This is a genomic window from Sulfurimonas sp. NW7, from assembly GCF_051132265.1.
In the GTDB taxonomy this organism is placed as follows: Bacteria; Campylobacterota; Campylobacteria; order Campylobacterales; family Sulfurimonadaceae; genus Sulfurimonas; species Sulfurimonas hydrogeniphila.
Genome location: NZ_CP093235.1, coordinates 698,505 through 712,768, shown reverse-complemented (window position 1 = coordinate 712,768; position 14,264 = coordinate 698,505). Strand labels below are relative to the sequence as shown.

Annotated in this window: 11 protein-coding genes, 1 tRNA gene and 2 rRNA genes; 2 read left to right on the top strand and 12 right to left on the bottom strand. The window is 39.0% G+C overall.

The window, feature by feature from the left end; translation table 11 throughout:
* Positions 1-975, top strand: a complete 975-nt coding sequence (gene waaF, locus MLC35_RS03860; RefSeq protein WP_434637882.1) for a lipopolysaccharide heptosyltransferase II — start codon at positions 1-3, stop codon at positions 973-975.
* Here waaF and MLC35_RS03855 read toward each other — a convergent pair.
* The 4 genes from MLC35_RS03855 to MLC35_RS03840 form a co-directional block, all read right to left on the bottom strand.
* On the bottom strand, positions 972-1,547 hold the full coding sequence (locus MLC35_RS03855) for a YfaZ family outer membrane protein (RefSeq protein WP_151900765.1): 576 nt from the start codon (positions 1,545-1,547) through the stop codon (positions 972-974). The genes waaF and MLC35_RS03855 overlap by 4 nt on opposite strands.
* Positions 1,541-2,971: a D-glycero-beta-D-manno-heptose-7-phosphate kinase gene (gene rfaE1 / locus MLC35_RS03850; RefSeq protein ID WP_434637880.1), complete on the bottom strand. Its 1,431-nt coding sequence runs from the start codon at positions 2,969-2,971 to the stop codon at positions 1,541-1,543. Before rfaE1 ends, MLC35_RS03855 begins: the two co-directional genes overlap by 7 nt.
* Complete coding sequence (gene rfaD, locus MLC35_RS03845; protein WP_434637878.1) at positions 2,972-3,979, bottom strand: ADP-glyceromanno-heptose 6-epimerase; 1,008 nt, start codon at positions 3,977-3,979, stop codon at positions 2,972-2,974. It lies immediately after the preceding gene.
* 374 nt (positions 3,980-4,353) lie between these two features.
* On the bottom strand, positions 4,354-5,589 hold the full coding sequence (locus MLC35_RS03840) for an IS110 family transposase (protein WP_434636480.1): 1,236 nt from the start codon (positions 5,587-5,589) through the stop codon (positions 4,354-4,356).
* A 362-nt stretch (positions 5,590-5,951) separates the two neighbouring features.
* On the opposite strand from MLC35_RS03840, the gene MLC35_RS03835 reads away from it, so the two are divergent.
* The gene (locus MLC35_RS03835; protein WP_151900768.1) at positions 5,952-6,239 is read left to right on the top strand and encodes a c-type cytochrome; all 288 of its coding nucleotides are present in this window, start codon (positions 5,952-5,954) and stop codon (positions 6,237-6,239) included.
* 40 nt (positions 6,240-6,279) lie between these two features.
* On the opposite strand, the gene ccoS is transcribed toward MLC35_RS03835, so the two are convergent.
* The 8 genes from ccoS to MLC35_RS03795 all read right to left on the bottom strand — a co-directional run bounded on the left by ccoS (position 6,280) and on the right by MLC35_RS03795 (position 14,248).
* Positions 6,280-6,522: a cbb3-type cytochrome oxidase assembly protein CcoS gene (gene ccoS, locus MLC35_RS03830; protein ID WP_151900769.1), complete on the bottom strand. Its 243-nt coding sequence runs from the start codon at positions 6,520-6,522 to the stop codon at positions 6,280-6,282.
* Between the two features lie 3 nt (positions 6,523-6,525).
* Positions 6,526-8,919 (bottom strand): heavy metal translocating P-type ATPase, encoded by a 2,394-nt coding sequence (locus tag MLC35_RS03825; RefSeq protein WP_346388493.1) that lies wholly within the window; start codon positions 8,917-8,919, stop codon positions 6,526-6,528.
* Positions 8,909-9,412: an asparaginase domain-containing protein gene (locus tag MLC35_RS03820; RefSeq protein ID WP_230973246.1), complete on the bottom strand. Its 504-nt coding sequence runs from the start codon at positions 9,410-9,412 to the stop codon at positions 8,909-8,911. The genes MLC35_RS03825 and MLC35_RS03820 overlap by 11 nt, the downstream gene beginning before the upstream one ends.
* Positions 9,396-9,908, bottom strand: a complete 513-nt coding sequence (gene gmhB, locus MLC35_RS03815) for a D-glycero-beta-D-manno-heptose 1,7-bisphosphate 7-phosphatase (protein ID WP_418641176.1) — start codon at positions 9,906-9,908, stop codon at positions 9,396-9,398. Before gmhB ends, MLC35_RS03820 begins: the two co-directional genes overlap by 17 nt.
* A gap of 3 nt (positions 9,909-9,911) precedes the next feature.
* Positions 9,912-10,505: a D-sedoheptulose-7-phosphate isomerase gene (locus MLC35_RS03810; protein ID WP_346388491.1), complete on the bottom strand. Its 594-nt coding sequence runs from the start codon at positions 10,503-10,505 to the stop codon at positions 9,912-9,914.
* 120 nt (positions 10,506-10,625) lie between these two features.
* Positions 10,626-10,742: ribosomal RNA gene (gene rrf / locus MLC35_RS03805) — 5S ribosomal RNA — on the bottom strand.
* A 249-nt stretch (positions 10,743-10,991) separates the two neighbouring features.
* A 23S ribosomal RNA gene (locus MLC35_RS03800) occupies positions 10,992-13,885 on the bottom strand.
* A gap of 287 nt (positions 13,886-14,172) precedes the next feature.
* Positions 14,173-14,248, bottom strand: a tRNA-Ala gene (locus tag MLC35_RS03795).
* Between the last annotated feature and the right edge of the window lie 16 nt (positions 14,249-14,264).

Genomic DNA, 14,264 nt, shown 5'->3' with positions numbered 1-14,264 from the left:
ATGAAAATTTTAATCATTTTGCCAAACTGGCTGGGTGATGCCATCATGGCAACTCCGGCCATAGAACTTTTGGCTTTAAAATATCCCAATGCACAGTTTACTTTTGTCGGCAGTTATGTCAGCATAGAAGCACTCAAACACCACCCTTTATGTGAACGTGCCATTGTTGATGAGACAAAAAAAGCATCTTCGCGTCTTGTGGCAACCTACAGACTGGCAAAAGAGCTGGGAACTTTTCATCTGGCAGTCAGCTTTCGGGATCAAATCCACTCTACTCTGTTACTGCGTTTTACAAGCACCGTCATCTGCTGTGCAAGGGCTTCGTGGCATTCAAGACTGCTTCTTTCACACACACCGAAGATCAGAACAAACCAACACTTGGTAGAGCAGTACACACAAATTGCCATGGTCAATGTAGATGATTTTACCCAGGAAATTCCACCGCTCAAACTTTATATAAAGGCAAAAAGTTTTGAAAAACCGACACTTGGTATCAATGCCGGTGCAACCTACGGCAGTGCAAAAAGATGGTACCCCGAACGTTTTGCCCAAGTTGCGGCTTATTTTAGCAAACAGTATGACATTATAATATTCGGCGGGCCCAATGAGGTCGAAATGGCACAAGAGATAGAAGATAATCTCAAAGCTTTACATGTAAACAACTATATAAATTTAGCCGGAAAAACAAATATAGAGGAGTTATGCGCAAATATCGGCGGATGTTCTCTTTTTATTACCAACGACAGTGGACCTATGCATGTAGCTGCCGCGTATCAAGTACCCACAGTAGCTATCTTTGGACCGACAAGATATAAAGAGACTTCGCAGTGGAAAAATGAAAAGAGTATCATCGTACGGCATGAACTCGACTGTAGTCCGTGTATGAAGCGGGAATGCCCACTTAAGCATCACGACTGCATGAAAGGCATTACAGCTTCTGAGGTTATAGAAGCTGTAAAACAGTCAGCAGTTTAAAATTCAAATTTAAACCCTATATATCCTGATGCATTGTATGTGAAATTTCCTCTTAGATCATCATAATCAGTTCTGATGTGCCGGTATCCAAGCACAACATGACCATGATCGATAACCTCGGCATCACATTCCACTCTGTATTCAAAATATTTATTTGCTTTGTCAAAGCTTAAAACTTTTGGCGCATAATAAACATCTGCGTGTAAAGCCATAGGGACGACTGTTGCCGAAGGTAAAGCATACTCAAATACAATTCCCAAAGGCAAAGCTCTGTAATCCTTTGTATAGTTCGCTTTAATACCCAAACCAACAGACAGGTCACTCTCACCCACCTCTTTTTTCATTAAAAAACTAACTTCATACAGTGCTTCATTGTTTACACGATTTGCATTATCAGCATCTAAAAATCGAACTCCCACAAACATTGTTTCCGGTTCAACATTCTCATTAAACTGTCCAACATCAAGATTTGCATTTAATTCTAAATCTTCATTGTTTATATTGATACTTGCACTGTTCATTGCAAATACAGCCACAGCCGAAACTGCCATTAAAGTGATTTTTTTTAACATATTTTTCCTTGTATTTTTTCTATTGTTTTTGTTGTACTTTTGCCATCGACAAAATCAACCAGTCGTAACTCACCAGCAAATTCCGTACCTATAACCTCTTTTCCTGCATAATCCCCTCCTTTTACAAGCACATCCGGCTCTATCATTTTAATCAGTTCATAGGGTGTATCTGCTTCAAAAGGCACGACAAAATCGACCGCTTCAAGTGCAGCCAGCAAATAGGCTCTGTCCTCCGCAGGATTTACAGGACGGCTCGGACCTTTGAGACGAGAAACCGAGGCATCAGAATTAAGCCCGACAATCAAAACATCCCCAAAACTTTTGGCAATTTGCAAATACTTTACATGCCCTACATGCAAGATATCAAAACAGCCATTTGTAAAGACTATTTTTTTACCGCTTTTTTTGTATCTTTGCACAATGGCATCGATCTCTTCAAAATTTTTAATATGCGCATCCGAGGTACTTTTATGCAAAGAAGCCTCATAATCTTCTATCTCATCAATGGTTACTGTAGCCGAGCCTATTTTGCCAACCACGACACCTGCTGCAAGATTTGCAAATGCTGCTGTCTCTTCAAGACTTTTGCCGACACTTAAAGCAAATGCAATAGAGGCTATCACCGTATCACCCGCACCTGTTACATCAAATACTTCTTTGGCAACGGTAGGAAAAATTTTTACTTCCTCTTCAAATGTTGCTATTCCCTCTTCTGAAAGTGTTATCAAAGAAACATCCAAATCACACTCATTTTTCAGTTTCAAGAGTGCTTTTTTTAAAGATGCTTCATCATTTATATCAATACCTGTTGCCAAAACCGCTTCTTTTTTATTTGGTGTCAGCAGATAAGCTCCACGATATTTTGAAAAATCTTTTCCTTTTGGATCAACCAAGACTTTTACATTATGTTTTTTTGCAAGTTTGATGATGCCCTGTGAAAGTTCCTGTGTCAACACGCCTTTGCCGTAGTCGGACAAAATCACTGCATCATAGGTATCAATACTTTTTGCAAGGGAATCTAAAATCTTTTGTACACTTCTTGGAAGTATGTCATTTTTACTCTCTTTGTCATATCTGAGAATTTGTTGGGAAACGGCAATAACACGACTCTTTTTTGATGTTTTTCTGTTCTTCTCTATAATTAAATTTTGCGTATTGACATTAATAGCATGCAACATTTTCACAAGTTCTTTACCATTGTCATCATCACCCATCACACTGCTGACACTGACATTCGCACCCAAAGCTTTTAGATTGTTAACCACATTTCCCGCACCGCCTAAAACTGTCGTTTCTTTATTGATATCCACAACCTGCACAGGTGCTTCAGGAGAGATTCGTTCACAACTTCCCCAAAGGTAGTGGTCAATCATCAAATCGCCCAGAACCAAAATGTTTGGTTTTGCCTCTTTAAATACCTGCATCTATTTTACTTCTGCCTCATATATACGTTTAATTTCAGGAATATATTCTTTTATGCCCTCTTCCATCTCATAAGCCGGTGTATAGCCCAAAGCCTCTTTCGTTGTTGCTATATCTGCTTCTGTATGAAACTGATACGAACCGATAAACGGGTTTGGAATATATTCGCATTCCAAAGAGGTACCCAGCTCTTTTTGCAAAATATCAACAATATCCTGAAAACTTCTCGCCTTTCCTGTTCCGACATTGTATATACCGCTTGTATTTGGCTGCATTGCTTTTATATTGGCCTGTATAATATCTTCTATATAGATAAAATCTCGAAGAATTTTATCACTGCCTTCAAAAAGACGGGGATTTTTTCCTGCAAGTATCTGATGTCCAAACTGCAACACCATTGAAGCCGTTGTATTTTTAAAATATTCACGTGCACCGTACACATTAAAATAACGAAGCCCTACTATATTTATATCGCACTCTTTCATATACTCACGGCTTAAATGATCCATAGAGAGTTTTGAAAAACCGTACACATTGTTTGGTGCCTCTCGCCCAACTCGCTGCGGAGACTCAGCATTTCCGTATGTTGCGGCAGAAGATGCATATATCATACTGGCATTATGTGCCACTGCCAAATCAAGCAGATCTTTATAGGCATTGACATTTGTTTTTATCATCAAATCCTGTTCCTGTGCCGTTGTATCAGAAATGGCCGCTTCATGGAAAATATAATCAAAGTCATAATTTACTTCCAAGTCAAGCAGTAAATCTTTATCATTAATATCACCGCTGATAATTTCACCGTTAAAGCCTATGAGATTTTTAAAATGTCCAAAACTTTTTAAATTTCCGTTACTCAGTGTCTCTGTGCTTCGAAAACTGTCAAGTAGCACAATTTTGGCATCCGGATGGTTTTCTTGAAAATAAAATGCTAAATTTGAACCGATAAATCCCGCACCGCCTGTAATAAGTATTGTTTTTTCTTTTAAGTCATCTTCTATGTATCGCATCTTCCCATCCGTCTAAATAAATTTTAATAAAATGATACCTTTTAATTCATTAACAAGTATTTAAGACTTTACCCATTATAATATAAATTGAATTCGAAATTAAGCCTTTTTATAAAGAATAACTTAAAAAGCAAGGAAACTAAAAAATAGGCATCAGAATAGTAACAATATTATTTCAAAGAGCGATGCAAGATGAAATTCTTGCAGAGTTTGATTTTTTAAATACTCTTTTTTGAGTTCAGTTTTGTTGAATTTGAACAGAGTATTTTGATAATCAAACTATAGAATAAACTATATAGTTTTTCTATTTTGGTTAACAATTTAGTAATGATTTAAGTACTAACTTGGGATCTTTAACTTATCACTGTTTATGACTAATTTGTAAATACACGATTTGGATTATAGGGTGTATTGTATTTAAAAATAGAGTAGATAATGGTTGCAAGTTTTCTTGAGACAGCAACTAAACCCTCTTTTTTAGATTTACCCTGACTTCGTTTAGTATCGTAGAGTTGCTTCATCTGTTTGTTGTGTATCAAACAACTTGTAGCACTCAGATAAAGTGCATGCTTAACTAAGGATGAGCCTCTTTTACTAAGATGTCCAACACTCTTGGAGTTACCAGAACTGTTTTCAGTAGGAAATAACCCAAGGTAGCCTATGAACTTAGGAATGGATGGAAACCTTGTTAGGTCTCCACACTCACTAATAACAGCAGCAATAGTCTTATCGCTTACCCCAGGTATAGTTTTAAGATTCTCTATTAAACTATTTTTAGTTGGAAGTTCATCAAGTGTTTGAGAGTTAATACCTTTTTTATCCAGTAAAGCAACTATCTCAGCTTCAATAATATCTAACTCACTAAGGTACATTTTTAAAAGCCTAATAGTGCTTCTAATAGCGATAGCTCGTGCATCTTTGGCTTTACCTGAGTAGATAGATTCTCTTGAGAGTTCTAGTAGTCTTAGGGCTTTATCTTTATTAAAGTTATTCCCTTGAATATGACTAAAAACTTTCATGATTCTATCTACACTGCTATGCTTATAGTGGTGTGCAGTAGGATATTTCTCAAGCAGTGCTAATCCACTGATTGTAAATGGATTTGTAAAGCTTTCAAACTCTGGAAATGTAACCGTTATCTGAGTTAGTATTCTCTTTTTAACCTCTTTCATATCTGCTTGAATAGAAGCACGATTACGATAGAGTGTTCTAAGACTTTGATACTCATCATCAGTCACATAACCAGAAGAGTATTTGCCATCTTTTAAAAAGAGTGCTATTACTAAAGAATCTATGTTGTCATTTTTAACTTTTTTCATAGTTATTTGCTCTCGATACCTTGAAGTCTGGAATGGATTTAATAGTTTAACACTATACCCCTTAGACTTTAAAAACTCTAAAAGATTTTCACCATAAATACCTGTTGCTTCTATACCAATAAGAAAGTCATCTTTCTCTAAAGTGACACTATCTAAAATAGTAAGTAGTTTCTCAAATCCTTTTAAGTCATTGTTAATTTTAAAAGGTTTGTTAATAACTTTAGTTTCATTATCATCGATAACAGAAACAACATGAAAACTCTTTGCAATATCTATACCTACATAATACATCTTTGTAATCCTTGTCGTGTAATCTTTGGTTGCCTAACAACTTAATGTTAGAGTTCACAGCCTCGTTAATCTATATGTTGTAAGTGCTAAAATAACAGCTACCCCAACAGCTTGTAATAAGTGATTAACAACTAAAGATACCAACTGGCTTAATGATGTAGTCAGTAGATCAAATTTGGTAAATTTTATATTCTGCTATAAGGAGAAAAATGTTGTTTTACCTTTAGTCATAGACTGTGATAGTTACAAGATTTGAAGTTAGTACTTCAATCTTAAAAGAGTAATATTTCTTGATAAAAAAGTCAAAAAACTTTAATAAAAGAACCTATTTACTCATAAAATAAATTATACGAGGAAACAAAATGAAAAAAATCGTAATCGCTTCAATCGCTACATTAGCATTAGTTACAGCTGCATCTGCTGCAGTAAACGGGAAAGCTTGTGCTGCATGTCATGGTGCTAACTGGGAAAAGAAAGCAATGGGTAAATCTAAAGTTGTTGCTAACATGACTCACGCTGAAATTGCTGAGGCTCTTAAAGGGTATAAAGCTGGAACTTTCGGCGGACCAATGAAAGGTATCATGAAAGGGCAGGTTGCTCGTTATTCTGACGCTGATTTAGAAGCTTTTGCTCAAACAATCGGTAAATAGTATTTTTAGAGTTACCTTTTTAGGTAACTCATTCTTACCGTCATTCAGGTCTGTAATCTTTCTTTCGCAGACTTTCTTTCTTTTTATCTTTTAACTCTTTTACTCTTTGCTCTTTTTCATAAGCATCATTTAAATCATCTGTTCCGTCAAATTTTACCGCATTTAAAAAATGTTCCGAATCATCAAACTGCCCTTTCTTTATCGCCCATATCAAAGCCACAACAGCTATGCTTCCTAAAAAAATAGACACTCCAAGCATCATACCTATTACCCAACTGCTCATACTCTAATCCTTATACCCAAATTTGATTCTCATTGAATTTCCTACTACTATTAATGAGCTGATACTCATAGAAATTGCGGCAATAAGAGGAATAATATATCCTGCCATTGCCAACGGAATTGTAATAGCGTTATAAATAAAAGAGAGTGCAAGATTCTCTTTTATCATTGTAAATGTTTTTTTAGAGATTTTAAAACTGTCATAAAGTGAACTGAATGTATCATTTAAAAGCACCACATCACTCACCTCTATGGCAATATCACTTCCGTTGCCCATTGCTATTGCAATATCTGAACCTGCCAAAGCTAAAATATCATTCACCCCGTCCCCGGCCATAACGGTTACTTTGGCATCTTCATGCAGGTTTTCTATAAATACGGCTTTGTCCTGAGGTGTCAGTTCATATTTGTACTGTTCAATTCCAACGAGTTGCGCTACTTTTTTGGCACTCTCTTCATGGTCTCCTGTGAGCATAATTATCTCTATACCCATTTTTTTAATTTTGGCTATAGCCTCTTTTGCATCCTCACGCGGTATGTCAAAAAGTTCATATTTAGCCAAAAGTTCTCCGCCGTACGCAAAATAAAATTCACTGTTTTGGCTTGAACTACAGACGTCAATCCCTATGGTTTGCATGAGTTTCGCGTTCCCGCCTGCAAGCATCTTACCGTCATACATCGCGCTCAAACCCTGCGAAGGTATATTTTGAAAGCTTTCCAGTTCTAAGGGATCCAAATCCTCATCAAAAATATATTTTTCCACACCTTTGGCAACAGGGTGTTTTGAGTTAAGCAATAACGAATAAAGCATAGACTTGTGAAACGGCAGAAATATCTCCTCTTTGACAACCTCAGGTCGACCTTTTGTAATCGTTCCTGTTTTATCAAGTAATAAAACATCTGCCTTTGCCATTGTCTCAAGCTGAGCAGCTTCCTTAAAAAGTATCCCCCTTTTTGAAGCGATAGAGAGACCGACCAGTGTTGCGACAGGTGTCGCCAGAGCAAGGGCACAGGGACAGGCTATCACTATAACGGCAATACTGATCATAAAAGACTGCTCAAAATTGGATGAGTAAAGATACCATCCGATAAAAGTTATAAAAGAGAGTGCCAGTATCACTTCGGAAAAATATTCACTCAGCCTGTTTGCCAACTGCTGAATTTTTGGCTTGTTATTCATTGCATTTTCCAGCAAGGCTACAATATTACTCATTGTGGAGTGTGCAAAATCTCTCGTAACTTTATATTTGACATCGGCATCAATACTTACCGTTCCACTGATGATATTCTCTCCTGCAGTTTTAAAAACAGGCTCACTCTCACCGGTCAGGCTTGATTCATCAAAATTTCCGCTTCCTTCTTGTATCTCACCGTCAAGAGCAACACGTTCTCCTGAATTTACCAAAACAATTTCGCCTACAATGACATCATTGACATTTTTCGTACTAATCTTTTTATCCACAACAACTTTAACATCATTTGGCAGATGATGATTCATAATATCCAAAGTATCGGCAATACTTTTTTTACTTAAAACCTCTAAGAATTTTCCAACCAGTACAAAAGTAATAATCATCGTCACCGAATCAAAATAGGCTTCACCACTGCGCGTAACAGTAATATAAATAGAGTATATATAGGTTAGTATCGCCCCAGTAGCAACAAGTGTGTCCATATTTACTGTTTTTGTCTTCATCCCGTAATACATTCCGCGAATGAAAGGCCATCCACTGTAAAAAAGTACAGGAGTTGCTAAAACCCACTCTCCGATATTGAGTATATGTTTGATATTTTCAGATATACCACTGAAATAACCGGCATACTGCGCAACCATAATCGTCATCATGTTCATCGTCGCAAAAACAGCAACAGCCATCCGTGTGTAATATTCCTTTCGCTCCTTATCTGCTTTTTGTTCCTGCAGTGAAGCATCATAAGGGTATGCATCATATCCGATGGCACGAATCATATCTATAATTTTGGAGAGTTTGACCGTATCATCATCCCAGACAATCTTTGCTTTGTTGTTTGTATAATTGATGTTCGTAGCAATAACACCTTGCATATTTGTCAAAGCTTTTTCGTTCAGCCAGACACATGCAGCACAGTGAATACCCTCAATAACCAAAGAAACTTCACAGAAGCCATCTTTATTGAGTGTAACAAAGCGTTCATAAAATGCCGGCGAATCAAAATTTAAAGAGTCTTCGTACTGCTGTGAAGGCGGTGCAAGTTTATTATTGCCCAGCTTATCATAAAAACCGTCCAATCCTTCATCTGAAAGTAAATGAAATACACCCTGACAGCCGTTACAGCAAAAGTAATGTTCATCCTCTTGTATCATTACATCTTTTGAAAATTCTAAATGACAGTGATCACAGGCTATTTTATCTGACAACTTCAAACTTCCCTATATTTCTGTTTTTTTGAATGTTTTTCCAAGGTTCGACTAAGCCGCTCATACATATATAAACACCATTTTTTTCTACCGCTTTTGCATATCCGATAGCCATACCAAGATTTAAGGATGCTTCAATATTGTCAATTTCAAACGGTTTCATAGCGCCCGTAATAATGATTTTTCTGTCATCAAATACTTCATCCAAAAACTCGGCACTGAGCTCCATAGTGTCGGTGCCATGCACTATCACAAAAGTATCTTCTGTTGATTCCCGTATAATATCAGCAAGCATACGTCTGTCATTACTGTCCATCTCCAGACTGTCTTTGTAAACGACTCCTGCAAGATTGTACACTTCCTGAGCACTGAATAAAATTCTTTCAATAGCTGCATTGTCATAAGGAACTTCAAGTTCTCCGCTTATTTCATTGTATCGTTTGTTAAATGTACCACCACTGTTGAGTATCAGCATTTTATTTCCATATTTCATCAAGTTTACTGACTGTTTTTGTTGCTTTGGAACTTCTGATCTGATTCATTTCATCAAATAAATATGTTTCTGAAATACCGGCATTTATGGCAGCCTCAATATCCCGTTCCTTATCACCAATCATTAAAGAATGTGTTAAATCCAAATTAAATTCTTTTTGTGCTTCCAAAATCATTCCCGGTTCAGGTTTTCTGCAACTACATTTTATATTAATATCCGGATGATGCGGGCAATGATAGACTTTTGCAATATCAATATTTCTCTTTTTAAACTCTTGTATCATCCAGTCTGTAAGCAACTCAAAATCTTCTTCTGTATAATATGCTCTCGCTATACCAGACTGGTTTGTTACAATAATAATCAAATATCCTAAATTCTGATAATGTTTACACAAATCAAATATACCATCAATAAATTCAAAATCTTCTCTCTTATAGAGATACTCTATTTCAACATTGACAACACCGTCTCTATCTAAAAAAAGTGCTTTTTTCATCTCTTATCTGCCAACACCCTCACCAAATATCTCTTTCTCAATGATGTCGCAAAGAATATGTCCTATCAATATATGAGCTTCCTGAATTCTAGGTGTTGCATTTGAAGGAACAATAAGGGCAATATCAGCCATTTTTGCCATTTCACCACCATCACGACCCGTGAGAGCAACTGTCATAATCTTTTTTTTCTTTGCAGACTCAAATGCCTTAATAATATTAAGTGAATTACCAGAAGTTGAAATACCGATAAAAATATCACCTTCTTGTCCCATTCCTTCAAGTTGACGGGAAAAGACCTGATCATATCCGTAATCGTTGCCAATGGCAGTAAGATTTGATGTATCTGTAGTAAGCGCCAATGAAGGAATGGAAGGTCTGTCAAAACCGTACCTGCCCACAAGTTCCGCAGCAATATGCTGTGCATCCGCAGCACTGCCTCCGTTTCCTGCAAGAATTGTTTTTTTGTTTGTATGACGGTATATATTCACGCACTCATACGCCACCTTTTCTATCTTAGAAAGTAAATCATCATTTTCATAAATAGCCTGTTTTGTTTCATATGATTTTTTAATTTGATCTTTTATATATTTTTTCATATATCATCCTAAAATTATATATAAAATAATATCATAGAATTACTTAGTAAAAGGTAGATTTGGTAAAAAAGTCAGTTGTTTGATTAAAAAGATTGAAAGTTAGAAAGAAAAATCTGATCAACTAGGCAGCGACCTACATTCCCACAAGTGAAACCTGCAGTATTATCAGCGATGAGAGGCTTAGCTTCTGGGTTCGGAATGGGGACCAGGCGTTTCCCTCTCTCTATAGCCACCTAGACAAGATCAGATATAAAGACATCTGACTGATGTATTTATATCTGATCTTACAAGGACCAGTTGAGTGAGTTTTTGTATGTTCTATGTCATTTCGAAACATAGAATAAATGATTGCTCATTAAGTTAGAATTGGTAAAATCAACAACAGCCGGCACTAAAGTACCGGTTCCAAATAACTACTAACATATCTCTTATTAGTATATATACACTAAATAAGGTAGTGAAGCAATTGTGTTCATTTAAGAACTTGGTAAAAAGACAAACGTACTATTAGTACTGGTCAGCTAAACACATTGCTGTGCGTACACATCCAGCCTATCAAGCTTGTAGTCTTCAAGCGTACTTCAGGGAACGTTCATCTTGGAGTTGGCTTCCCGCTTAGATGCTTTCAGCGGTTATCTCATCCGTGCGTAGCTACCCAGCTATGCCCTTGGCAGGACAACTGGTGCACCAGTGGCACGTCCAACCCGGTCCTCTCGTACTAGGGTCAGCTCTCCTCAACGTTCCTACGCCCACGGAAGATAGGGACCGAACTGTCTCACGACGTTCTGAACCCAGCTCGCGTACCGCTTTAAATGGCGAACAGCCATACCCTTGGGACCTGCTCCAGCCCCAGGATGCGATGAGCCGACATCGAGGTGCCAAACCTCCCCGTCGATGTGAGCTCTTGGGGGAGATCAGCCTGTTATCCCGGCGTACCTTTTATCCTTTGAGCGATGGCCCTTCCACACAGAACCACCGGATCACTATGACCGTCTTTCGACTCTGCTCGACTTGTATGTCTCACAGTCAGTCCGGCTTATGCCATTATACTCTACGAAGGATTTCCAACCCTTCTGAGCCGAACTTTGTAAGCCTCCGTTACTTTTTAGGAGGCGACCGCCCCAGTCAAACTACCCACCAGACATTGTCCTCGCACGAGATAATCGTACGGAGTTAGCTATCAGAATATTCAAGGGTGGTATCTCAAGGTTGCCTCCTCCAGAACTGGCGTCCTGGATTCAACGGCTCCCACCTATCCTGCACATGAATATCCCAATAGCAGTGTCAAGCTATAGTAAAGGTGCACGGGGTCTTTCCGTCTTTCCGCGGGTAGGAGGAATTTTCACCTCCACTACAATTTCACTGGATCCCTTGTTGAGACAGCTCCCATCTCGTTACGCCATTCATGCAGGTCGGTATTTAACCGACAAGGAATTTCGCTACCTTAGGACCGTTATAGTTACGGCCGCCGTTTACTCGGGCTTCAATTCATGCCTTCGCTTGCGCTAAGCAATCCTTTTAACCTTCGAGCACCGGGCAGGCGTCACACCCTATACATCCACTTACGTGTTAGCAGAGTGCTGTGTTTTGGTAAACAGTCGGGAGGGACTCTTTGCTGCGACCCGTCAGTGCTTCTGGGAGTAAATCCCATAACACTTAGGGCACACCTTATACCGAAGATACGGTGCTAGTTTGTGCAGAGTTCCTTAACAAGGGTTCATCCACGCGCCTTAGAATACTCATCTCACCACACCTGTGTCGGTTTAACGGTACGGGCAACATTACATCTCGTTTAGAGGCTTTTTCTCGGCACGACAGTATCAAGGGTTCTGGTCGCTCTCCGAAAAGATTGACCAGCCTGTCAGATCTCGGTCGCTTGACGAGCGGATTTGCCTACTCGTCGACCTACGTCCTTCGAGCCACTATTCCATCAGTGACCCCTTTAACTCTATGCGTCCCCCCATCACTCAAACGATGTAATGTCGGTATCGGAATATTAACCGATTTGCCATCGTCTACCCCTTTCGGACTCGACTTAGGTCCCGACTAACCCTACGATGACGAGCATCGCGTAGGAAACCTTTGGTTTACGGCGAAGAAGATTCTCACTTCTTTTCTCGCTACTCATGCCTGCATGCTCACTTCCATCCGCTCCAGTACTCCTTACCGGTATACCTTCAGCGCTGAATGGAACGCTCTCCTACCACTTACAGTAAAACTGTAAAATCTAAAGCTTCGGTGTTTATCTTAGCCCCGTTATATTTTCGGCGCAGAATGCTAGACCAGTGAGCTGTTACGCTTTCTTTAAAGGATGGCTGCTTCTAAGCCAACCTCCTGGTTGTCACAGCAACTCCACATCCTTTTCCACTTAGATAAAACTTGGGACCTTAGCTGTTAGTCTGGGTTGTTCCCCTCTCGACATAGGATTTTATCACCCCTACGCCTGACTCCCGAGGTTACACGTATAGTATTCGGAGTTTGATAGGGTTTGGTACGCGCGGTAAGCAGCCCTAGCCCTGTCAGTGCTCTACCCTATACGCTAATGCTCGAGGCTATACCTAAATATATTGGAGAGAACCAGCTATCACTGAGTTTGATTGGCCTTTCACCCCTATCCACAAGTCATCCCAAGAATTTTCAACTTCTACGGGTTCGGTCCTCCACTGGCTCTTACACCAGCTTCAACCTGCTCATGGATAGATCACTCAGTTTCGGGTCTGCAGCATCTGACTATGTCGCCCTATTAAGACTCGCTTTCGCTACGGCTTCTCGTTCGATTAACCTTGCCAGATACCACAACTCGCAGGCTCATTATGCAAAAGGCAGTCCGTCACACTTATTTAATAGTGCTCCGAATGATTGTAAGCCATAGGTTTCAGGTTCTATTTCACTCCGCTCACCGCGGTCCTTTTCACCTTTCCCTCACGGTACTTGTTCGCTATCGGTCTAGTAGTAGTATTTAGGGTTGGAGGGTGGTCCCCCCATATTCAGTCAAGATAACACGTGTCCCGACCTACTCGTTCCATACCTTAGTTCCACATAAATGTTTTCGCTTACGGGAGTATCACCCTCTATGCTCATCCTTTCCAGAATGTTCTGCTAACAAATATGCTAAATGTATGCGCCCTATTCCAATTTCGCTCGCCGCTACTCTCGGAATCTCGTTTGATTTCTCTTCCTTTGGGTACTGAGATGTTTCACTTCCCCAAGTTCGCCCCACCCGAAGGTGGTAACACGAATCGCTCCGTGCTGGGTCGCCCCATTCAGAAATTCCCGGATCAAAGCTTCTTGGCAGCTCCCCGAGACTTTTCGCAGCCTAGTACGTCTTTCATCGCCTCTACTAGCCAAGGCATCCACCTATGGCCCTTAATATCTTTTTATTCTATGTTGCGTTCACTACCTTATTTAATGTATGAATACATTAAACAAGATGAATGATCTGTTATTGTAGTTATTTAGTTTTTAATTATATCTCTATAATTAAAGTTGTTGACTTTAACAATTGTAATTTAATGATCGTTTGGTTTTTAAACCAAATATAAATTCTTATGACTTTAAGAACTTATATTTAATTTAAAACTTGTTTCTTAGATGAGTTGTGCTTAAAAAAGAAGCGAAGCATACTTTAGTATGTGAGTTTCTTTTTTAAGTGCAAATCGCTAAGAAATGGTGGAGAATAGCGGGATCGAACCGCTGACCTCCTGCGTGCAAGGCAGGCGCTCTCCCAGCTGAGCTAATTCCCCATTTTATAATCGTAAT